The 21,229-nt window shown below is 71.6% G+C and carries 21 protein-coding genes; 13 read left to right on the top strand and 8 right to left on the bottom strand.

The window, feature by feature from the left end:
• The first annotated feature begins 63 nt into the window (after positions 1–63).
• Positions 64–1,335, top strand: a complete 1,272-nt coding sequence (locus tag AB0G01_RS01285; RefSeq protein ID WP_360938211.1) for an MFS transporter — start codon at positions 64–66, stop codon at positions 1,333–1,335.
• 147 nt (positions 1,336–1,482) lie between these two features.
• Positions 1,483–2,865: an APC family permease gene (locus tag AB0G01_RS01280; RefSeq protein WP_360938208.1), complete on the top strand. Its 1,383-nt coding sequence runs from the start codon at positions 1,483–1,485 to the stop codon at positions 2,863–2,865.
• A gap of 12 nt (positions 2,866–2,877) precedes the next feature.
• Here AB0G01_RS01280 and AB0G01_RS01275 read toward each other — a convergent pair whose 3' ends face one another.
• Positions 2,878–3,720, bottom strand: coding sequence for an MBL fold metallo-hydrolase (locus AB0G01_RS01275; RefSeq protein ID WP_360938205.1), 843 nt, complete (start codon positions 3,718–3,720; stop codon positions 2,878–2,880).
• The gene (locus tag AB0G01_RS01270; protein ID WP_360938202.1) at positions 3,717–4,280 is read right to left on the bottom strand and encodes a TetR/AcrR family transcriptional regulator; all 564 of its coding nucleotides are present in this window, start codon (positions 4,278–4,280) and stop codon (positions 3,717–3,719) included. Before AB0G01_RS01270 ends, AB0G01_RS01275 begins: the two co-directional genes overlap by 4 nt.
• A gap of 82 nt (positions 4,281–4,362) precedes the next feature.
• Here AB0G01_RS01270 and AB0G01_RS01265 point away from each other — a divergent pair, with 82 nt between their 5' ends.
• On the top strand, positions 4,363–5,235 hold the full coding sequence (locus tag AB0G01_RS01265) for an aldose 1-epimerase family protein (RefSeq protein WP_360938199.1): 873 nt from the start codon (positions 4,363–4,365) through the stop codon (positions 5,233–5,235).
• A 209-nt stretch (positions 5,236–5,444) separates the two neighbouring features.
• Here AB0G01_RS01265 and AB0G01_RS01260 read toward each other — a convergent pair whose 3' ends face one another.
• Positions 5,445–6,587, bottom strand: a complete 1,143-nt coding sequence (locus AB0G01_RS01260; RefSeq protein ID WP_360938196.1) for an acyl-CoA dehydrogenase family protein — start codon at positions 6,585–6,587, stop codon at positions 5,445–5,447.
• A 109-nt stretch (positions 6,588–6,696) separates the two neighbouring features.
• Between AB0G01_RS01260 and AB0G01_RS01255 the strand changes: the two genes are divergently transcribed.
• The 5 genes from AB0G01_RS01255 (at position 6,697) to AB0G01_RS01235 (ending at position 12,108) form a co-directional block, all read left to right on the top strand.
• The gene (locus AB0G01_RS01255; RefSeq protein WP_360938193.1) at positions 6,697–7,293 is read left to right on the top strand and encodes a TetR/AcrR family transcriptional regulator; all 597 of its coding nucleotides are present in this window, start codon (positions 6,697–6,699) and stop codon (positions 7,291–7,293) included.
• Positions 7,290–8,228: a carbohydrate kinase gene (locus AB0G01_RS01250; protein ID WP_360938190.1), complete on the top strand. Its 939-nt coding sequence runs from the start codon at positions 7,290–7,292 to the stop codon at positions 8,226–8,228. Before AB0G01_RS01255 ends, AB0G01_RS01250 begins: the two co-directional genes overlap by 4 nt.
• Positions 8,229–8,497: 269 nt before the next feature.
• Positions 8,498–9,811: a citrate synthase gene (locus AB0G01_RS01245; protein ID WP_360938187.1), complete on the top strand. Its 1,314-nt coding sequence runs from the start codon at positions 8,498–8,500 to the stop codon at positions 9,809–9,811.
• A gap of 268 nt (positions 9,812–10,079) precedes the next feature.
• Positions 10,080–11,348 (top strand): deoxyribodipyrimidine photo-lyase, encoded by a 1,269-nt coding sequence (locus AB0G01_RS01240; RefSeq protein ID WP_360938184.1) that lies wholly within the window; start codon positions 10,080–10,082, stop codon positions 11,346–11,348.
• A gap of 637 nt (positions 11,349–11,985) precedes the next feature.
• Complete coding sequence (locus AB0G01_RS01235) at positions 11,986–12,108, top strand: hypothetical protein (protein WP_360938181.1); 123 nt, start codon at positions 11,986–11,988, stop codon at positions 12,106–12,108.
• A 277-nt stretch (positions 12,109–12,385) separates the two neighbouring features.
• Here the strand turns inward: AB0G01_RS01235 and AB0G01_RS01230 are convergent, their stop codons facing one another.
• Genes AB0G01_RS01230 through AB0G01_RS01220 form a run of 3 tightly spaced genes read right to left on the bottom strand, consistent with a single transcriptional unit; the run spans position 12,386 to position 14,781 of the window.
• The gene (locus AB0G01_RS01230) at positions 12,386–13,573 is read right to left on the bottom strand and encodes an ABC transporter permease (protein ID WP_360938178.1); all 1,188 of its coding nucleotides are present in this window, start codon (positions 13,571–13,573) and stop codon (positions 12,386–12,388) included.
• The gene (locus AB0G01_RS01225) at positions 13,570–14,481 is read right to left on the bottom strand and encodes an ATP-binding cassette domain-containing protein (RefSeq protein WP_360938175.1); all 912 of its coding nucleotides are present in this window, start codon (positions 14,479–14,481) and stop codon (positions 13,570–13,572) included. The genes AB0G01_RS01230 and AB0G01_RS01225 overlap by 4 nt, the downstream gene beginning before the upstream one ends.
• Positions 14,482–14,520: 39 nt before the next feature.
• The gene (locus AB0G01_RS01220) at positions 14,521–14,781 is read right to left on the bottom strand and encodes a helix-turn-helix transcriptional regulator (RefSeq protein WP_360938172.1); all 261 of its coding nucleotides are present in this window, start codon (positions 14,779–14,781) and stop codon (positions 14,521–14,523) included.
• Between the two features lie 195 nt (positions 14,782–14,976).
• Between AB0G01_RS01220 and AB0G01_RS01215 the strand changes: the two genes are divergently transcribed.
• The 4 genes from AB0G01_RS01215 to AB0G01_RS01200 all read left to right on the top strand — a co-directional run bounded on the left by AB0G01_RS01215 (position 14,977) and on the right by AB0G01_RS01200 (position 18,905).
• Positions 14,977–15,429, top strand: coding sequence for a YbaB/EbfC family nucleoid-associated protein (locus tag AB0G01_RS01215; RefSeq protein WP_360938169.1), 453 nt, complete (start codon positions 14,977–14,979; stop codon positions 15,427–15,429).
• Positions 15,430–15,440: 11 nt separating this feature from the next.
• Positions 15,441–15,755 carry a type VII secretion target gene (locus tag AB0G01_RS01210; protein WP_360938166.1) on the top strand — a complete coding sequence of 105 codons (315 nt, stop codon included), beginning with the start codon at positions 15,441–15,443 and terminating at the stop codon, positions 15,753–15,755.
• A complete protein-coding gene (locus AB0G01_RS01205) occupies positions 15,752–17,434 on the top strand; it encodes a hypothetical protein (RefSeq protein WP_360938163.1) in 1,683 nt (560 codons plus the stop codon). Before AB0G01_RS01210 ends, AB0G01_RS01205 begins: the two co-directional genes overlap by 4 nt.
• A gap of 238 nt (positions 17,435–17,672) precedes the next feature.
• On the top strand, positions 17,673–18,905 hold the full coding sequence (locus tag AB0G01_RS01200; RefSeq protein ID WP_360938160.1) for an amidohydrolase: 1,233 nt from the start codon (positions 17,673–17,675) through the stop codon (positions 18,903–18,905).
• Here AB0G01_RS01200 and AB0G01_RS01195 read toward each other — a convergent pair.
• Together AB0G01_RS01195 and AB0G01_RS01190 are read right to left on the bottom strand one after the other, a co-directional pair.
• On the bottom strand, positions 18,895–19,908 hold the full coding sequence (locus AB0G01_RS01195; RefSeq protein WP_360938157.1) for an NADP-dependent oxidoreductase: 1,014 nt from the start codon (positions 19,906–19,908) through the stop codon (positions 18,895–18,897). The genes AB0G01_RS01200 and AB0G01_RS01195 overlap by 11 nt on opposite strands.
• On the bottom strand, positions 19,905–20,663 hold the full coding sequence (locus AB0G01_RS01190) for a GNAT family N-acetyltransferase (RefSeq protein ID WP_360938154.1): 759 nt from the start codon (positions 20,661–20,663) through the stop codon (positions 19,905–19,907). The genes AB0G01_RS01195 and AB0G01_RS01190 overlap by 4 nt, the downstream gene beginning before the upstream one ends.
• 35 nt (positions 20,664–20,698) lie before the next feature.
• Between AB0G01_RS01190 and AB0G01_RS01185 the strand changes: the two genes are divergently transcribed.
• Positions 20,699–21,103 carry a GNAT family N-acetyltransferase gene (locus AB0G01_RS01185; protein ID WP_360938151.1) on the top strand — a complete coding sequence of 135 codons (405 nt, stop codon included), beginning with the start codon at positions 20,699–20,701 and terminating at the stop codon, positions 21,101–21,103.
• Positions 21,104–21,229: the final 126 nt, after the last annotated feature.

The following is a 21,229-nucleotide window of genomic DNA, read 5'->3' as shown; positions in this document are numbered from 1 at the left end:
CGGGGCGTGGGCAGTGGTCCACGTCTCGGTGAAGCGGTCGTTAGTTGTCGTACGCTAACCGGAGTGAAGCGTCTGCTCGGCAAGGTGGCGATCGACACCCGCCCACTCCGGACTCCCGCCTACCGCAGGCTGTGGCTGTCGACCGTCGTCACCGCCGTCGGCAGCCAGTTGACCGCCGTCGCGGTGCCCAAGCAGGTCTACGACATCACCGGCTCGTCCGGGTGGGTGGGCGTGGCCGCCGGCGTCGCGCTGGTGCCGCTGCTGGTGTTCGGGCTGTGGGGCGGCGCGGTCGCCGACGTCGTGGACCGGCGGAAGCTGCTGGTCCTCACCAACAGCGGGATCGCGGTCACGTCGGTGCTGCTCTGGTTGCAGGCCGCGTTCGACGCCCGGAACGTGTGGCTGGTCATCGTGCTGCTGGGGTTGCAGCAGGTGTTCTTCGCGGCCAACGCCCCCGCGCGCTCGGCGTCGATCGCCAGGCTGGTGCCGGAGGACCAGGTGCCGGCGGCGGTCGCGCTCGGCGCGACGGTGATGATGTTCGGCGGGGTGTTCGGCCCGATGCTGGCGGGTGCGCTGATGCCCGTGGTCGGCCTGCCCACCCTGTACCTGGTGGACGCCATCGCGTTGACGGCGACCATCTGGGCGGTGTGGAAGCTGCCCCCGATGCCGCCGCTGGACGGCGTGGTGCGCCGGGCCGGCCTCTCCGACGTGGTCGCGGGGTTCCGGTACCTGGCGTTGCAGAAGATCCTGCTGGCGTCGTTCCTGCTGGACATCATCGCCATGGTCTTCGGGATGCCGCGCGCGCTGTTCCCGGAGATGGCCGAGGTGACCTACGGCGACCCGCCGGGCGGCGGGCTCGCGCTGGGGTGGCTGTTCGCGGCGATCCCGTTGGGGGCGATGGTGTTCGGCCTGACCTCGGGGTGGACCTCGCGGGTGTCCCGGCACGGGGTGGGGACCGTGGTGGCGATCATCGCCTGGGGCCTGGCGATGGTCGGGTTCGGGATGTCGGACGCGCTGTGGCTCGCGGTGGTGTTCCTGGCCATCGGCGGCGCGGCGGACATGATCAGCATGGTGTTCCGCAGCGCGATCCTCCAGACGGCGGCCGAGGACGAGATGCGCGGGCGGATGCAGGGCGTGTTCGTCGTGGTGGTGGCCGGTGGTCCCCGGTTGGCGGACCTGCTGCACGGGACGACCGGCGCGCTGATCGGGCCGGGTGCGGCCACGGCGTGGGGTGGGGTGGCCGTGGTGGTCGCGACGGTGGCGGCGGCGCTGGCCCTCCCGGCGGTGTGGCGCTACCGGTTCACCCCCGCCCCCGACCAGACCTCGCCCACGACCTGACCGCGCCCACGACCTGACCGCGCCCGCCTTCGACCGCCGGCCGCGCCGGAACCGGTCCGCGCGCACCACGCCGGAACGTCAAGGGTCGCCCAGGACCGCGCCGCACGGCTATCCGGAGCCCCCGGTGATCCGGCACACTCCTCCGGCATGGCGGAAGCGACGAGCGCACCGGCGCAACCGGAACTGAAGAGGGCCATCGGCCCGAAGTTGCTGTTGTTCTTCGTCGTCGGTGACATCCTCGGCACCGGCATCTACGCACTGACCGGCAACGTCGCCGGCAAGATCGGCGGCGCGCTCTGGCTGCCCTTCCTGATCGCGTTCGCCGTGGCCTTCCTGACCGCGTTCAGCTACCTCGAACTCGTCGGCAAGTACCCGCGCGCGGCGGGCGCGGCCCTCTACGCCAACCGCGCGTTCAAGATCCAGTTCCTGACCTTCATGGTGGCCTTCGCCGTCATGAGCTCCGGCATCACGTCCGCGTCGTCCGCCGCGCTGGCGTTCGGGCGCACCTACCTCCAGTCCGTCATCGAGGAGTTCTTCTCCGACACGTTCACGGTGTCCGCGTCCCTGGTCGCGATCCTGTTCATCCTCGGGTTGGCGTTGGTCAACTTCCGGGGCGTGTCCGAGTCCGTCAAGGCCAACGTCGTGCTGACCTGCATCGAGCTGTCCGGCCTGGTGATCATCATCGGGATCGGCGGGTACGCGGTGCTGGCCGGCGACGGCGACGCGGGCCGGCTCACCCAGGTCGACCCCGCGCCCGACCAGTCGATGCTCGTCGCCATCACCTCGGCGACCGCGCTGGCGTTCTTCGCGATGGTCGGGTTCGAGGACTCGGTGAACATGGCCGAGGAGTGCCGCGACCCGGTGCGCATCTTTCCGCGCGCGATGCTGTGGGGCATGGTGATCGCCGCCGTGGTCTACGTCCTGGTGGCGATCACGTCGTCGCTGCTGATCCCGGCCGACGAGTTGGCCGCGTCCGGCAGTTCCGCCCTGCTGCTCGTGGTGCGGGTGGGCGCGCCCGGCTTCCCGCTGTGGGTGTTCTCGCTGATCGGCCTGTTCGCCGTGATCAACTCGGCGCTGATCAACATGCTGATGGCGAGCCGGCTGATCTACGGCATGTCGCGGGAGCGGATCATCCCGAAGGTCTTCGGCGCGGTGCACCCGTTCCGCCGCACGCCGTGGATCTCGATCATCTTCACCAGCGGTGTCGCGATCATCCTGGTCTCCACCGCCGACATCGCGAAGCTCGGCGGCACCACCGCGTTGCTGCTGCTCGTCGTGTTCACGATCGTCAACGTCGCGGTCCTGGTGCTGCGCAAGGAGAAGGCCGACCACCGGCACTTCCGCGCACCCACCTGGGTACCGGTGCTGGGCGCGCTCACCTGCGCCTACCTGGCCAGCCCGCTGTCCGGCCGGCCGGCCGACGACTACCTGATCGCGCTCTACCTGCTGGCCGCCGGGTTGGTGCTGTGGCTGATCAACCGGCTGGTGCACGGCAAGGTCGAGTTCGACGCCGGGAAGTTGGCCGAGTAGCGGCCGGTGCGGTCACCGCGCGGCGCGGTGCTGGTGGCGCTCCAGTTCCACCGCGTCGTGCGCGCAGAACACGTCCACCCGGTCGCCGTGCCGCCCGACGAGCTCGCGCAGCCTGTCCTGATTGGACAGTCGCAGCTCGCGGACGGTGTCCATGCGGCCCTGGAGGAACGTCAGGCCCGGCGGGCAGTGCGGCTCGGCGGTCGGCTCGCTGTGGTGGAAGTACGCGTCGCCGGCGTGCAGCAGCCAGCGGTCCCCGGTCCTGACGGCGACGCCGGTGTGCCCCCTGGTGTGCCCGATCAGCGGCACCAGCAGGACGTCCGGGCGGAACTCGCGGACGCCGTCGAACCCGAACCACGGCTCGCCGTGCGGTTCGTGGGTGACCCACTCCGGGCCGTGCGCCCACTGCGCGTCCGGGTAGCGGGTGCGGTCGCCGGCCTTCTTCCCGGGGCTCAGCGCCGCGTCGAGCTCCTCGGCCAGGACGTGCACCCGGGCGTGCGGGAAGTCCCGCAGCCCGCCGCCGTGGTCGAGGTCGAGGTGGGTGAGCACGACGTGCCGCACGTCCCGCGCCCGGTAGCCCAGCGCCTCCACCTGCCGCAGCGCGGTTTCCCGCTCGTCGAGCACCGGCCGGGACAGCAGCCGCCAGTGCCGGGCCAGCGTCGGACCGGGCGTGCGGACGTCGTCCACGCCCAGTCCGCTGTCGACCAGGACCAGCCCGTCGTCGGTCTCCAGCAGGAGGACGTGGCAGACCAGCGTGGCCGCCCGGAACACGGACTTCCTGCCGTCGACCCGCCTGCCGTCGATCAGCGCCCCGCCAAACGGCCGCATGGTGCCGCAGTTGAGGTGGTGGACCTTCATCGGGCGTTCCTTCCCAGCAGGAGGCCGAGCCGCGCGCCGACGGCGTGCAGCGGCGCGAGGTCGCGGCGGGTGCGGGCGAGCAGCACCGCGCCTTCGACGGCGGCCAGCACCACCACGGCGAGGTCGTCCGCGTCGGTGCGGTCGAGGTGGTCGGCGACGACCCGCTGCCAGGAGTCGTACACCTCGACGCACGCCGCGCGGATCGGCTCGCTCTCCGCGCTCGCGTCCAGCGCGACCCCGGAAATCGGGCAGCCGCAGGTGAAGTCCGACGCCACCAGCCGTTCCCCGAGCAGCCGCAGCACCTGGTCCAGCGCCTCGGCCGGGTCCGGCGTCGCCGCCAGCACGGCCCGCAGCTCCGCGCACAGCTCCGCGCCGGCCAGCGCCACCGCCTCGGCGGCGAGCTGCTCCTTGCCGCCGGGGAAGTGGAAGTACAGCGAGCCCTTCGGCGCACCGCCCTCGGCGAGCACCTGGTTGAGGCCGGTGGCGTGGTAGCCCTGCGCGTGGAACAGCCGCGCCGCGCTGCGGACCACGCGCTCACGGGTGTCGGTACGACGTGCCATGGCGTGAAATATACAGACTGGTCTAGTAATGTCGAGCGTCTTGATCGGCGCACGACGGGTCGGCGGTGCGAGGATGGCCACCATGGTCGAAATCGCCCACGGCGCGACGCGCGCCGTCATCACCCCGAACGGTGCGGGACTCAAGTCTTTCGAGGTCGGTGGTGTGCCGTACGCCGAGACCTACGACGACGAACCGCCGATGGGCAGCGGCGCGGTGCTCGTGCCGTGGCCCAACCGGACGGCCGGCGGGCGGTGGTCCCTCGACGGGCGACCGCAGCAGTTGGAGATCACCGAGCCCGCGCGCGGGAACGCGATCCACGGCCTGGTGCGGCGGGTCGCGTGGGCCGTCGCGGAGCAGGCCGAGTCGTCGGTGACGCTGGAGGTCCCGGTCAGCGGGCCCGGCTGGCCCGTGGAGCTGCGCACCACCATCACGTACGCGGTCGACGACGACGGGCTCACCGTGACGCACGCCGTGCGCAACGTCGGCACCGCGCGGACGCCGTTCGGCGTGGGCACGCACCCGTACCCGCGCGCCGGCACGTCGGAGACCGACGAGACGTCGCTGTCGCTCGCGGCCACGACCGTGCTGCCGCTGGACCCCGAGACCATGAACCCGTCCGGCCCGGCCGTGCCGGTCGAGGGCGACACCGACTTCCGGGTCGCGCGCCTGCTGGAGGGCGTCGAGCTGGACACGCCCTTCGGCGGGTGCGAGCCGGTCGACGGGGTCGTGCGGCACGTCCTGCGCGGACCGGGCGGCGCGGTCGAGCTGTGGGCGGACCCGGACTTCAAGTGGGTGCAGGTCTACACGCCCGGCGACTACCCCGGTCGGGGCCGTGCGGTCGCGGTCGAGCCGATGACGTGCCCGCCGGACGCGCTCAACTCGGGCGTCGACCTGCTGTGGGTGGAGCCGGGCGGCTCGTGGTCCGGGCGGTGGGGTTTGCGGCCCCTGGGCTAGGTCCGGCGTCGCCGACCACGAACGTCGTGATCACGGACGGCCACGTCGTCCCGGTCTCCGGGCAGCCCGTCGAGACCGGGACGGCGCTGGTCAGGGACGGCGCTGGTCCGGGACGGCGCTGGTCCGGGACGGCCGGGACGAACCCGCACCGGCCGTCCCGACCCCATCCCCGACCCCATCCCCTGCCGCGACTCCGGTTCCCGTTCCGGTCACCGGCGCAGTTCGCGACCGATCACCACGCGCTGGATCTGGTTGGTGCCCTCGAAGATCTGCAACACCTTGGCTTCCCGCATGTACCGCTCCACCGGGAAGTCCCGGGTGTAGCCGGCCCCGCCGAGCACCTGCACGGCGTCCGTGGTGACCTTCATGGCCGCGTCCGTGCACACCAGCTTCGCGATCGCCGCCTGCCGGGTGAACGGCAGCCCGCGATCCCGGCGGCGGGCCGCCGAGAGGTAGGTGGCGCGCGCCGACTCGACCGCCGCCGCCATGTCCGCCAGCAGGAACTCCAGTCCCTGGAAGTCGATGATCGCGCGGCCGAACTGGGTGCGCTGCTTCGCGTACGCCACCGCCTCGTCCAGCGCCGCCTGCGCCAGACCCACGGCACAGGCGGAGATCCCGAGCCGGCCGGAGTCCAAAGCGGACAGTGCGATCTTCAGGCCGTCGCCCTCGGCGGCGATCAGCCGGTCGCCCTCGACCGTCACGTCCTCGAACCGGAGCTGCGCGGTGATCGAGCCGGTGAGGCCCATCTTGCGCTCCGGCTGCGCGGCGGTCAGGCCCTCGGCGTGGCCGGGGGCGAGGAAGCAGCTGACGCCTTTGCCTCCGGTGTCCGCCGTGCGGGCCATGAGCGTGTAGAAGTCCGCCGCACCGGCGTGCGTGATCCACGCTTTGGTGCCGTTGACGATGTAGTCGTCGCCGGTGCGCACGGCCCGCGTGGACAGCGCGCCCGCGTCGGAGCCCGCGTGCGACTCCGACAGCGCGTAGCCGCCGAGCAGCTCGCCTTCGAGGATCTCCGGGAGGTGGCGCTCCTTCTGCGCGTCCGTGCCGAACGTCGCCAGCGCGTAGGTGGACATCACGTGCACGGAAAGCCCGACACCGACCGACATCCACGCCGAGGCGATCTCCTCCAACGCCTGGAGGTACACCTCGTAGGGCTGCTCGCCGCCGCCGAAGCGCTCGGGGTAGGGCAGGCCCAGCAGGCCGCTCCTGCCGAGGAGCCGGAACCGGTCGCGCGGGAAGCGCGCGTGCTCCTCGGCTTCCGCCGCGTGCGGCTTCAGCTCGTCGCGGGCGATCTCGCGGACCAGGGCGAGCAGGTCCTCGGCCTCGGTGGTGGGCAGCAGGCGTTCGGCGGGCATCTTCGACCTCCGTGACGGACAGGCCGTCGAATCGACTGGAGCTGTACTGTCAGGAGTACTGTAGGACGTACGCCAGTACTGTAGCCAGGCGTTGTGGCAGAGTCTTTCCATGACCTCGATCGCGCGCCGGCCGCTCACGCCCCGGCAGGTCGACCTGCTCGGCAGGCTGGAATCGCTGGTGCTCGCCGAGGGCTTCGCGCACTTCACGCTGGACGACCTCGCGGCCCGCCTGCACTGCTCCAAGTCCACCCTGTACGCGCTCGCCGCCAGCAAGGAGCAACTGGCCGTCCGCGTCGTCGGCCGGTACTTCAAGGGGGCGGCCCACCGGATCGAGCAGCGCGTCTCCGAAACGGCGGACGTGCGCGCCCGCGTCGGCACCTACCTCGCCGGCGCGGCCGAGGAACTGCGCCGGGCGTCCGCGCAGTTCATCGCCGACGTGTCCGCGTTCGCACCCACCCGGACCACCTACGAGCGCAATGCCCGCGCCGCCGCCGAGCGCATCCGCTCGTTCATCCAGGAAGGCGTCAAGGACGGTGTTTTCCGGGAAGTCCATGCGACGCTGATCGCGGAAATGGCCGGACTGCTCATCGAGGGCATCCAGACCGGCGTGCTGACCCGCCGCGCCGGGGTGTCCGACGCGGAGGCGTTCACCGCGCTGGCCGAGCTGCTGCTCGACGGGCTGCGCAGAGAACGGAGCCAGGCGTGATCGTCGTCGCCGGTGAAGCACTGGTCGACCTGGTGCCCACGGCACAGGGCACGCTCGCCCCCAGGCCGGGCGGCGGGCCCTACAACGTCGCCGTGGCCGCCGGGCGGCTCGACGCCCCGGTCGGCTTCCTGTCCCGGGTGTCCACCGACCTGTTCGGCGACCGCCTGCTGGACCGGCTGCACGCCGCGAACGTGCGCACCGACCTCGTCCAGCGCGGCACCGAACCGACCACGCTCGCCGTCGTGGGCCTCTCCGACGACGGGTCCGCGCGGTACTCGTTCTACGTCGAGGGCACCGCCGACCGGCAGGTCACCGATCCCGGCCCGCTGCCCGCCGACGTGCGCGCCGTGTCGTTCGGCACGTTGTCGCTGGTCCTGGAACCCGGTGCGAGCACCTACGAGCGGGTGCTGTGGCGCGAGGCCGAGCGCGGCGCGCTGACCGTGCTCGACCCGAACATCCGCGCCGGCCTCATCCACGACCCCGTCGGCTACCGCGAGCGGTACGACTCGTGGCTCGCGCACGTGGGTCTGCTCAAGGTGTCCGTGGACGACGTGCGCTGGCTCGCCGAACTGGACCCCGAGGCGACCGAGGGCGAGGTGCTCGACGTCGTCCGCGACTGGCAGAGCGCGGGCCCCGCCGCCGTCGTGCTCACTCGCGGCGGTGACGGAATGGCCGTGCTGACCGGTAGTGGCGAAGTGATGAGCGTCCCACCCGCCCCGGTGAACGTCGTGGACACGATCGGGGCAGGCGACACCGTCCAAGGAGCACTGCTCGCGTGGCTGCACGACCACGACGCGTTGTCCACCGAGGCCGTGCGCGGCATGGACAGCGGAAAATGGGTGGAGGCGCTGACGTTCGCCGGCGCGGCGGCGGCCGTTACCTGTTCCCGGACCGGAGCGGAACCGCCATTCAAACGCGAACTGGGGATGACCTAGCTCTCACACCCCGTGAGGTGGAGAAACGCGGCAAAACGGCTACGGTGGGGGATGCACGCTAGCCTTCCGTGCATCCCGTGTGATGCCGGTCCCATCTCGCAGAATCGGTTCATGCCGCGGCTGTGGAGCGGGTTGGCCGCCGACTAGCGTGGCACAACTGACAGGACCCCAACGGGGTGGTGCTGCGGTGCGGGACGCCTCGCGTCCGCGTGCACGCGCGTGCGAGAACCCGCACGAGGCCACCCCGCCTAGCGTGAGAGGGACTCTGAATGCCCGACGCGACGACTGCGCCGAACGACACCCGTACCGTCGCGCTGCGCCATCAGGGCGGAGAGCACGAGATGAAGGTGGTACCGGCCACCGAAGGTGCGCCCGGTATCGATCTCGGCAAGCTCCTGGCCACCACCGGCCTGGTCACCCTGGACAGCGGATTCGTCAACACCGCGTCCTGCTCGTCCGAGATCACCTACATCGACGGTGACGCGGGCATCCTGCGCTACCGCGGCTACCCGATCGAACAGCTCGCCCAGCGCTCGAACTTCATCGAGGTCAGCTACCTGCTCATCTACGGCGAGCTGCCGACGCAGGCGCAACTGGACGAGTTCTCGTCCAAGATCAGCCGACACACCCTGCTGCACGAAGACCTGAAACGGTTCTTCGACGGCTTCCCCCGCGACGCGCACCCGATGCCCGTGCTGTCCTCCGCGGTGTCCGCGCTGTCCACGTTCTACCAGGACAGCCTGAGCCCGTTCGACGCCAACCAGGTCGAGATCTCCACGATCCGCCTGCTGGCGAAGGTGCCGACCATCGCGGCCTACGCGTACAAGAAGTCGGTCGGCCAGCCCTTCCTCTACCCGGACAACTCCCTCGGCCTGGTGGAGAACTTCCTGCGGATGACCTTCGGCTTCCCGGCCGAGCCGTACGACGTGGACCCGGACCTGGTCCGCGCGCTCGACCTGCTGTTCGTGCTGCACGCCGACCACGAGCAGAACTGCTCCACCTCCACCGTGCGCCTGGTCGGCTCGTCCGAGGCCAACCTGTTCGCCTCCATCTCCGCCGGCATCAACGCCCTGTTCGGCCCGCTGCACGGCGGCGCGAACAGCGCGGTGCTGGAGATGCTGGAGAAGATCAAGAACGAGGGCGGCGACGTCGAGTCGTTCGTGCGCAAGGTGAAGAACAAGGAGGACGGCGTCCGCCTGATGGGCTTCGGCCACCGGGTCTACAAGAACTACGACCCGCGCGCCGCGATCATCAAGAAGACCGCCGACGAGATCCTCGGCAAGCTCGGTGCCGACGACCAGCTCCTGGACATCGCCAAGAAGCTGGAGGAGACGGCGCTCGCCGACGACTACTTCGTCGAGCGCAAGCTGTACCCGAACGTCGACTTCTACACCGGCCTGATCTACCGCGCGATGGGCTTCCCGACGAAGTTCTTCACGGTGCTCTTCGCGCTCGGCCGGCTCCCCGGCTGGATCGCCCACTGGCGCGAGATGATCCAGGACCCGGCCACCAAGATCGGCCGCCCGAGGCAGATCTACGTCGGCTCCCCGGAACGCGACTTCGTGCCGCTCGACCAGCGCTGACAACACCCGGAAGCCGATCGTCGTCGAACACCGACGACCACCGGCCACCGGCCACCGTCGAACTTCGACCCACCGTCGACCTCGGCCACCGTCGACATCGGCCACCGTCGACATCGACCGTCCAAGGCCCGTGCCCACCAGGGGCGCGGGCCTTCGTCGTCCCCCTCACCCTCTCCGCAATTTCCGCTTGGCCGCCTGGCTCACCCGTCCTACTCATCTCGTTCTCTCCGTCGTGCGGGCCGGCGGGCGCGCTCCTAGGGTTCGGCGTGTGGATTCCTCGACCGTCGTCTGGTTCCGGCGTGATCTCCGGGTAGACGACCACCCCGCGCTGTTGGCGGCAGCGGAACGCGCCCGACGCGGCCTGGCCCTGTTCGTCCTGGACCCCCGCCTGCTGTCCGTGGCGGGGCAACCGAGGGTGCGCTTCCTGTTCCGCTGCCTGCGGGCGCTGGACGAGCGGCTCGGCGGGCGGCTCATGGTCGTGTCCGGCGATCCGGTCGACGTGGTGCCGGCGGTGGCGGAATCCGTTGGGGCGTCGACGGTTCACGTGTCGGCCGACGCCGGCCCGTACGGGCGGGAACGGGACGCGGCCGTGGAGCGGAAGGTCGAGCTGGTGCGCGTCGGCTCGCCGTACGCGGTGACACCGGGCCGGGTGCGCAAATCGGACGGCTCGCCGTACCGGGTGTTCACGCCGTTCTCCAAGGGGTGGCGGGAACACGGGTGGCGCGGCCCGGCGGGCAGTGACGAGTCCACAGTGGACTGGATCGAACCGGCGGACTCGGAGGAGCTGCCCGACGTCGAGCCGATCGACGACTACGCCCCGCAGTGGGAGAAGTTCCGGGACGAACGCCTGCCCGACTACCACCGCGACCGCGACCGGCCGGACCTCGATCGCACCAGTCGGATGTCGGCGTACCTGAGGTGGGGGGTCGTGCACCCGAGGACGTTGCTGGCGGACCTGGGTGACGACGAGGGTTCCCGGGCGTACCGCAACGAGTTGGCGTGGCGTGACTTCTACGCGGACGTGCTGTGGCACCAACCGGAATCGGCCCGCCGGAACCTCGACCGGCGCTTCGACGCGATGGAACTGGACCTGGACCGGACGAGGTTCGAGGCGTGGTGCGCGGGCGAGACCGGCTACCCGTTCGTGGACGCGGGGATGCGCCAGTTGCTGGCCGAGGGGTGGATGCACAACCGGGTGCGGATGGTGGTGGCGAGCTTCCTGGTGAAGGACCTGCACCTGCCGTGGTGGTGGGGGGCGAGGCACTTCATGAAACACCTGGTGGACGGCGACCTGGCCTCGAACCAGCACGGTTGGCAGTGGGCGGCGGGCACGGGCACGGACGCGTCGCCGTACTTCAGGGTGTTCAACCCGGTGACGCAGGGCCAGAAGTTCGACCCGGACGGCGACTACGTGCGTCGGTACGTGCCGGAGCTGCGAGGGGTGGAGGGAAAGGCGGTGCACCAGCCGCACGACCCGATCGTGGATCACGCGCACGAACGCCAAGTCGCTTTGGCGCGGTACGCTGCGATCAAGTAGTAGCGGTAGGGCAGCGGGTAGCGAATTGCTTGCGGTGCAACAGCTTGGCGTGCGGAGAGTGGCGGTAGCCGCGTGGTGGTGCGGTGCGGGACAGCAGTTCGCACCAGACGTCACGCGGTCGGGTGATCCTTCGTAGATCTGGTACGGAAACACCGTTTCCGATACTCGGTTTGATTTTGGAACCCCGCGAACCCCGCCAACCCGCCACACCAACCCGCCCTTTCAACGCGTCCCGCCAACCGCCCTTTCAACTCGTCCCCCCGACTCGTTCCTCCTACCCGTCACAGCGCCACATGCCCCCTTGATCCCGAACGCCACTGCACCGCCACACTCGATTGGTCGGTTAGCCGATACCCCGGCCGGACGGTCCGCCGCCCGCCGGTACGCCGACTGCCCGCCCGCCGGTGCCCGCCAGCCGCTGCCGGTCACCGCCGACGGCTGCTCGCCGCCGTCCGCCGTCCGCCGTGCCGTGCGGTGCAGTGCAGTGCCATGCCGTGCACGGGGGCTGCGGCCTGCGGGTGGGTGAGCGTTCCGGACTGAGGAGGTCTGCCGCGCGTCGGAAGGCTCAGGCATCGCCGAGCGGAGTGCCGAGACGCTGGGTGCTTGTGTGGATGCCGCGAGCGGGCACCGATGCGGAGTGGGAGCTGACGGCCAAGCCGCCTTCGGGCACAACGCCGACGAGCGCGGCGCGATCAAGCTGGGCATCTTGGGGCGGTGTTGCCAGCCGTCCGCCCGCCGCGAACTGGTTGGCCGGCTGTGAGCTGGTGGCCGGCTAGCTGTCTGAGGCGAGCTGGTCTGCGGCGAGCACGCCCGGCAGTGCGTGAGAACTGATCAGCGTTGGGGGAGCTGATGAGCGGCGTAGGAGCTGACGACCGGTGGGGCGTGGGCGGCGGGCGGTGGAGCGTGGGGCAACGGGCGATGGGGCAGTGGGGCGGCGAGGGGGCGGACTCGGCGGGGGAGGGCGGGGCCGGGGTCAGGGGTCGGGGTTGAAGGGCCGGGGTCGGGAATCGGGTTGAAGGGTCGAGGGTGGGTGGGAGTTACCGCAGGACGTCTCGCAGCTTGACGCGGGAGCCTGTGCGGAGGACGGCGTTCGCGTAGACCTTGCCGCCCAGCCAGGTGATCGCCGCTACCGCGACCATCGCCAAGACCAGGGCCACCGCCACCTGCCACAGCGGCGCGACGCCCATGGCCATGCGGCCCGGCATCAGGATCGGGGCGAACGGGGGAAGCATCGACAGCACCGCCACCAGCGTGCTCGACGCGTCCTGGATCATCAGGTTGATCCCGACCACGAACACGATCACGATCACCATGCTGATCGGCGTCAACACGGACTGGAGTTCTTCCTGGCGCGGCACCAGGGACGCCGCCGCCGCGTACACCGTCGCGTACAGGAAGAACCCGAGCAGGTACCAGAGCACCCCCACGGCCAGCGCCCCGCCCGCCATGCCGGTCACGTCCACCAGACCCGTCACCGACGACACGACCACGCCGACCCCGCCGATGATCAGCAGTTGCACCAGGCCGACCAATCCCAGCCCGATCACCTTGCCCAGCAGCAGTTGCCACGGCCGCAGGGTCGACAGCAGGATCTCCACGACGCGGCTGGACTTCTCCTCCACCACGCCCTGCGCGACCATCGTCCCGTACACCAGCAGCGAGTAGTACAGCAGCGCGGCGATCACCAACCCGATCACCATCCGCTCGCCGCGCTGGTCGTCGCTCGGCTCCAGCGTCACCACGTCGACCTTCGCCGCGTCGACGGTCCGGGCCACGCCGACCGGGTCCAGGCCCGCCTCGGCCAGTTGGGCGTTGAGCACCTGCTGCTTCACGATCAGGTCGATCGAGTTGCGCAGCGCGTTGTCCAGCCGGTCCTTCACCACGACCCGCAGCGCGTCCGGCGCGCCGGTCACCAGCACGTCCAGCTCGCCCGCCCGCACCCGCTGCTCGGCGTCGGCCGCGTCGGGCGCGTCGATCACCTCGACCTCGCGGCCGAGTGACTTCGCGGTCCGCACGAGCGGCTCGGTCAGCACGGTGGCCTGGCCGGCCAGGGCGACGGTGTCGCGGTCGGACCGGGCGAGCAGCACCGTCTGGAACAGCACGTAGCCGGCCATCACGGCGATGATCGCCAGCGTGCCCACGAGGAACGACTTGGCGCGCACCTTGGTCAGGAACTCCCGGCGGGCGACCAGGAACACCGCCCGCCTCGGGGTCAGGTCGCTCATGCCACGCGCTCCTCGGTCACCACGCTGCGGAACAGTTCGGTCAGCGAGGGTCGCCGCCGGGTGAACTCGTGCACCGGCCCGGTGGCCAGCGCGGCGTGCAGCACCGCCTGGTCGTCCGCGCCCGGCGCGAGTTCCAGCACCGTCCGCGCACCGTCCACCGCCACCACCCGCACGCCGTCCACGGCGTCGGCCCAGCCCGGCCGCGCGCCCGGCGCGTCGACGACGAGTTGCACGGCCCCGCCGGCGCGCAGCTCGTCGACCGTGCCGCACGCGACCAGCGAGCCGTTGCGCACGATGCCGACCCGGTCGCACAGCCGCTCCACCAGGTCCAGTTGGTGGCTGGAGAACACCACGGGCACGCCGGCCGAAGCCTTCTCCCGCAACACCTGGCTCATCACGTCCACCGCGACCGGGTCCAGGCCCGAGAAGGGCTCGTCCAGCACCAGCACGTCGGGCTCGTGCACCAGCGCCGCCGCGAGCTGCACGCGCTGCTGGTTGCCCAGGCTGAGCTTCTGCACCTCGTCGTTCCGCCGGTCGCGCAGCCCGAGCCGGGCGATCCAGTTCTCCGCCGAGCGGTGCGCGTCGTTGGTGGCCATGCCGTGCAGCTCCGCCAGGTACACGAGCTGGTCGAGCACCTTCATCTTCGGGTACAGGCCGCGTTCCTCGGGCATGTAGCCGATGCGCCTGCGGGTCTCCAGCGTGATCGGCGCGCCGTTCCAGCGCACCTCGCCCGAGTCGGCCGCGAGCACGCCGAGGGCGATCCTCATGGTCGTGGTCTTGCCCGCGCCGTTGCTGCCGACGAACCCGAACAGCTCGCCCGCCCGCACCTCGAACGCCATGTCGTGCAACGCGACGACCTCGCCGTAGCGCTTGGAGATCCGGTCGATCTCCAGCACCCGCTGTGCCACGGTCGTTCCTCTCTGTCGCCTCGACTGCGCGGACCCGCGTCAGCCCCGGTAGACCTGGGTCGACAGCGGTTCGAACGGCTGCCGTCCGAAGACCGCCTCCACCGGCAGCCCGAACACCTCGCAGATCCTCATCGCCAGGTCCAGGCTGGGGTAGTGGTCGCCCCGCTCCAGCGCGCCGATCGTCTGCGGGTTGACCTCCACCGCCTGTGCCAGCCCCACTCTGCTCATCCCCCGTTCGACCCGCAGCACCTGGATCCGGTTGTGGATCCGCTGCTCGGGCCCCCGGCGTGCCGGACTCATGTTACGAAGTGTTGCGAAAACCCAACAGATCGGCAAGTAAACATTTCACACAATAGGCCGTTCGGCGGTATCCACACCGGGCTCGCCCGGAAATCACGATTCGGTGAAACGATACGCAGCCGGGAACCGAATCGAACGTCGACCGGTCGAATGTGTCGTGGGCCGCAAAGCCCCGTTGCCTGGAGGGGTGACTCTATGGAGCCGAAGGAGCCGGACGAGTGGCTCGCGCAGTACGGCCAGAAGATCGAGCAGGCCAAGCAGAACGCCGAGCAGGCGAAGAACCAACTCGGTGAGGTCGGCGGCAGCGCCACGTCCTCGGACGGGCTGATCACCGTCACGGTCAACGCGTCCGGCGCGGTGACCAACCTGATCCTGCGGCCCGCGCTGCGGGGGGAGGACCCGGAGCGGATCTCCGGGGCGATCATGACGGCCATCGGCAACGCGCAGCGCGCCGCCGCCGGCCAGGTCGTGCAGATCATGACCGACTTCGTCGGGGACGGTCCGGCGCTGGACTTCGTCAAGGCGAACATGCCCAACGGCTATTCGGGTGACGGGACCGACGCGGTGGAACCGGAGCCGGAGATCCAGCGTCGAGACACCAGGCCCGACGACGATTACTTCACCAACCCACCAGACGTGATGGCCTGAGCAGGGGGTAGATGTCCATGTTCGTGTCGTTCAACGTGAGCCCGGAGGAGATCCGGGCGCACGCCGGCACGGTCGACCAGTTGACGCAGCGGATGCTCTCGGCGACCAACACCGCCGACCCGTCGCTGTCGACCGACGCGTTCGGCGCGTTCGCGTCGTTCCTGGCCTCCTTCCTGCTGAAGACCGCCGGTGTCTCGCAGGACATCCTCGGCCAGGCCACCGAGACCATCGCCGACATGGCCCAGGGTCTCAAGGAGGTCGCCGACCTCTACGAGAACGTCGACCTCGACAACGCGTTCGGGTTCACCGGAAAGGCGCGCGGATGAGCACGCAGGCGAGCACCCAGCAGCGCGACCCGTCGTTCCTGATCACCGACGTGCAGGGGACCGTGTCGGCGGTCGAGCGGGGCGACTGGGTGCAGGCGGGCCTCGGCATCGCCAACACGGCCATGAGCATCGTCGGCCTGTCCACGAACCCGCTGTCGGGCTTCCTGTCGGCGGGCTTCAGTTGGGCCATCCAGCACGTCAGCTTCCTGAAGGAGCCGTTCGACGCGCTGCTGGGCAGCCCGGAGCAGATCCAGAAGATGTCCGATAGCTGGGCCTCGGCGGCCAAGCAGATCGAGGGCATCGTCGCGGACTACCGGCGCACCTCCGAGCAGGAGACCAAGGGCTGGAAGGGCCGCTCGGCCGACGGCTACCGCGAGGCGAGCAAGAAGCACTCCAGCGGCCTGGAGACCCTGGCCAAGGCCGTGAAGGGCATCTCCGGCGCGGCCAAGGGCGCGGGCGAGCTGGTCGCGACGGTCCGCAAGACCATCATGGACCTGATCAGCCAGGCCGTGTCGGACATGGTCATGAAGATCATCCAGTGGCTGGCGGCGTCCTTCCTGACCTTCGGCGCGGCCATCGGGGCGGCGATCTCGGACATCGTGACGATGGCCGTGAACTACGCCAAGAAGCTGATGGACTTCCTGAAGAAGCTCGGTGACTCGCTCAAGAAGCTGATCGACCTGGTGAAGTCGGTGCAGTCGATCGCGTCGACCGCCAAGCAGATCCTCCAGGCGATCACCTCCATGACGCACGCCAACAAGGGCGGCTCGGGCGGTGCCGGTCCGCGCAACTCCGCCGGCGGCCTCGGGCTCACCCAGGAGCAGTTGGCGAACGTGGACCGCAACGCGCGTGACCGGTACACGCCGGGCAGCGGCGCGAGCGGCGGCGGTGGCAACACCGGCACCAGCGGTTCCCCGAACGCCGGCCCGGTGGTCAGCCGGCCGCCGACGCCGGCCGGGAGCGTCGGCAACCCCGACGGCGTCACCTACCCCGGTGGCACCGGCGGCGGCGTGTCCACGGGTGGCCCCGTGGTGAGCCGGCCGCCGATGCCCGGCGGCAGCGCCGGCGGCAGCGGCGGTTCCGGCAGCGGCGGCCCGAACGCGGGCGGCCACTGGGAGCCGGGCCGGTGGGTGCCGGCCGGTGGCGGCTCGTCGCAGTTGCCGCCGAAGGTCAACCCGATCACGTACCCGGCGGCGTCGCGCGACACCACGCACGCGACCGGCACGGCGGGCACCACGCCGCCCATCCCGACGGTCAAGCCGTTCACGTCGAGCGACCTGCCGCACACGGCCGGTGGCGGTGGCGCTGGTGTCGGCGGTGGCGGTGCTGGTCTCGGTGGTGGCGGCGGCGGCTTCGCCGGTGGCGGCGGTGGCGGGTTCGCGGGCGGCGGCGGTGCCGGTGCCGGTGGCGCGGGCTCCGGCCAGACGCTCCAGGCAGGCGGTTCGTCCGGCGTGCTGGCAGCGGGCGCGGGCGCTGGTGCGGCGGGTGCCGCGGGCGGTGGTGCCGGCGGTGCCGGTGGCGCGGGCCGTGGCGGCATGGGCGCGGGCGGCATGATGGCCCCCATGGCCGGTCAGCCCGGTCAGGGCGACGGCAAGGACCACCAGCGCAAGGTGCGGCTGGAAGGCGAGCCGCTGATCGAGGAGCCGCCGAAGGCGGCCAAGCCGATCATCGGCGAGTGACGATCATCGGCGAGTGACGAGGTAGTGCGGACCGAAGGGGACCTCCTGGGCAGGGGGTCCCCTTCGTCTTGCCCGTCGACGAGATGCCGAACCGGCGGCGCGGGCGACGACCGGCCGCGCCCGAGGTCCGGCGTGGGCGGCGGGAGGTGGACGTGCCGGCGTCGGTCAGGCGGACGCCGGACCCGACCGGCGTGCTCAACCCTGGCAGGCTCCTCCCGTCCGGGCTAGTTTCACGTCCGTGACCGGTGACCTGCTGATCCGTTCCGTGCGGCCGTGGCCCACCAGCACCGACGCGCCCGCCGTGGACGTCCTGTGCGCTGACGGGCTGGTGGCCTCCTTCGGCGTCGGCCTGGCGGCCCCGCCGGGGGTGTCCGTCGTGGACGGTGGGGGCGGGGTGCTGCTGCCGTCCTTCGCGGACGTCCACGCGCACCTCGACTCGACCCGGCTCGGCCTGCCGTTCCGGCCGCACAGCGCCGGGCCGGGCCTGGCCGAGCTGATCGACGACGACCGGCGCAACTGGCGCTCGGCGGAACGCGGCGTGGCCGAGCGCGCCACGCACACCCTGGGGCTGACCATCGCGGCCGGCGCGACGATCGTGCGCAGCCACGCGCAGGTCGACGTGGACTCCGGGCTGGACAAGCTGGAGGGCGTGCTGGCCGCCCGCGAGGCGCACGCCCGGCGCGCGACCGTGGAGGTCGTGGCGTTCCCGCAGTGCGGCATCCTGCGCGAGAAGGGCACCGCCGACCTGCTGGAAGCCGCGCTGCGGGCGGGCGCGGACCTGGTCGGCGGCCTCGACCCGGCGGGCTACGACCGCGACCCGGTGGGGCACCTGGACGTCGTCTTCGGACTGGCCGACAAGCACCAACGCGGGGTGGACGTGCACCTGCACGACGCCGGGTCGCTGGGCGCGTTCCAGATCGAGCTGATCTGCGAGCGGGTCGCCGCGCTGGACATGCGCGGCGAGGTCACCGTCAGCCACGCCTTCGCGCTGTCCTCCGTGGACGCCGAGCGGCAGCGCGAGCTGATCGGGCTGCTCGCGGAGCACGACGTGGCGGTGACCACGGTCGCGCCCGGCGCGCGGGAACCGCTGCCGCTGCGCGAGTTGCGGCGGGCCGGCGTGCGGCTGGGGCTGGGGCAGGACGGGACGCGCGACTACTGGTCGCCCTACGGCAACGGCGACATGCTCGACCGGACCTGGCAACTGGCCTACCGCAGCGGTTTCCGGCAGGACGCCCTGGTCGAGATGTGCGCGGACATCACGACCAGGGGCGGCGCGTCGGTCGTCGGCCGGCCGCACGGCCTCACCGAGGGGTCGCCGGCCGACCTGGTCGTGGTGCCCGGCGACACCGTGACGGCGGCGGTGATGGACCGCGCGCCGCGCACCCTGGTAGTGCACGGGGGCCGGGTGGTCGCGGCGGCCGGCGAACTGGTGCCCGACGGGGGCTGGACCTCCCGCCGGCTCAGAACGTGACGAGGGCCTTGCCGGTGTTGTCGCCGCGCAGCATCCCCAGGAACGCCCCGGGTGCCTTCGCCAGGCCGCCCTCGGTGGTGGTCTCGGTGTAGCGCAACCGGCCCTCGGCGATCCAGCCGCCGACCTCGCGCACGAACCGCTCCTGGAGGTGCGCGTGGTCGCGGACCAGGAAACCGCGCAGCGTCAGGCGCTTGCCGACCGCGAGACCGAGGTTGCGCGGGCCGGGCTGGGGCGTGGTCGCGTTGTAGACCGAGATCGCACCGCACAGCGCCGCGCGGCCGTGGGGGTTGAACGAGGCGATCGCGGCTTCCAGGTGGTCGCCGCCGACATTGTCGAAGAACACGTCGATCCCGTCCGGCGCTGCCGCTGCGAGCTGCTCGGTCACCGGGGCGTCCTTGTAGTTGAAGGCCGCGTCGAAGCCCAGTTCGTCGACCAGGTACGCCACCTTGGCGTCGGTGCCCGCGCTGCCGACGACCCGCCGCGCGCCGCGCAGCTTCGCCACCTGGCCCGCGACCTGGCCGACCGCGCCCGCCGCGCCGGACACGAACACGGCGTCGCCCTCCTTGAGGCCCGCCACGTCCACCAGGCCCGCGTACGCGGTGAGACCGGGCATGCCCAGCACGCCCAGGTACGCGCCCAGCGGCGCGCGCTCCGGGTCCACCTTCACGACGTGCTCGGCGGCCACCGTGGCGTACTCGCGCCAGCCCAGGCCGTGCAGGACCTTGTCCCCGACCGCGAAGCCCGGCGCGTTCGACACGACGACCTCGCCGACCGCGCCGCCCTCCAGCGCCTTGCCGACCTCGAACGGCGCGACGTAGGACTTGGCGTCGTTCATCCGGCCGCGCATGTACGGGTCCACGCTCATCACCAGGTTGCGCACCAGGACCTGGCCCTCACCGGGCGGCTCGACCGGCACCGCGACGAGTTCGAAGTTCTCCGGCGTCGGCACGCCCTGCGGGCGGGACGCCAGTCGGATCTCCTGCGCGGTGCTCGGTGCGGTCATGCCTCCGTCAACCCCGGCGCGCCGGCGGGGTGTTCCGGCCGGCCGGTGTGACCTGCGTCGCCCAGTGAGCACACGCCCCGGTAGGTGTAGCCCAACCGCCGGTAGACCGTGATCGCGGCCCGGTTCCCCGCGTCCACCATCAACGCGCAGGTGCCCTCCTCGCGGAGCAGCGCGCCGGTCAGCGCCGCGCAGATCCGGGTGGACAGGCCCCGGCCGCGGTGGTCGGGGTGGGTGGCGACGCCGGCGACGAACCCGACCCCCGGTGCCGACCACGCGTCCGCGCCGACGGCGGCGAGCGCGCCGTCCTCGGCGCGGACACCGGCCCACCGGCGCGGACCCGGCTCGTACGGCCAGGCGTAGGAGTGCGGATTCGCCTTGCGCAGCAGCGATTCCACGTCGTCCCAGGCGGTGGCGTCCAGCCAGGGCGGTTCGGGGGCGTCGAGCGCGCCGGTGCGCTCCATCCAGCCGAACGCGGCCCGCACCGGGTGCTCCGGCAGCCGGGCCGCCACCTCGCCGAGCACCAGGGGGCGCACGCCGGGGCGGGCGCGGGCGCGCAGGATCGCCGCGACGCCGTCCACCGACCCGGCCAGCACCAGCCGGTCGTGCCGGCTGAGCTTCGGCGCGAGCACGCCCACCGCGTCGCCGTGCGCCCACGCCACCCCGCCCCGACCGGGCAGGACGCACTGGGCCGCCCAGCGGACGAGCGGGTCCGGGTTCGCCGCCGCCACCTCGTCCGGGTTCCGCAGAACACGCATGACGGCATCATCTCCGACGGTCTACCCTCGCCGGCGTGGAGATCCGGCGCATCACCTCGTACGACGCCGTGGCGTCGATCGGGCACCTGTTCGACGACCCGCCGCTGGAGGACGCCACCCGGCGGTTCCTGGGCGAGCGCGGCAACCACCTGCTGGTCGCGTACGCGGACGGGCGCGCGGCGGGGTTCGTGACGGGCGTCGAGACCACCCATCCGGACAAGGGCACCGAGATGTTCCTCTACGAACTCGGGGTCGAGGACGGGTTCCAGCGGCGGGGGATCGGGACGGCGCTGGTGGAAGCGTTGCTGCTGCTGGCCCGCGAGCGCGGGTGCTTCGGCGCGTTCACGGCCACCGAGCCGGACAACGCGGCGGCGTTGGCGACCTACGCCCGCACGGGAGCGGAGACCGAGCCGACCGTGTCGCTGTCCTGGACGTTCTGACCGTTCACCTCCCCGGCCCAGCGGCGGGCCCGGGTGCTCACGGAGCGTCCCGGCTCCGGCGGACGGGGTGCCGGGTGGCCCAACGGCGGTGCGCTGTGCGGGCGAGGGGCTTTGACCGGCCTTGCG

This window comes from Actinosynnema sp. NPDC023587, assembly GCF_040640215.1.
Classification (GTDB): Bacteria; Actinomycetota; Actinomycetes; order Mycobacteriales; family Pseudonocardiaceae; genus Actinosynnema.
Note: the sequence above shows the minus strand (reverse complement) of the source record. Positions and strands in the feature narration are given on the sequence as shown.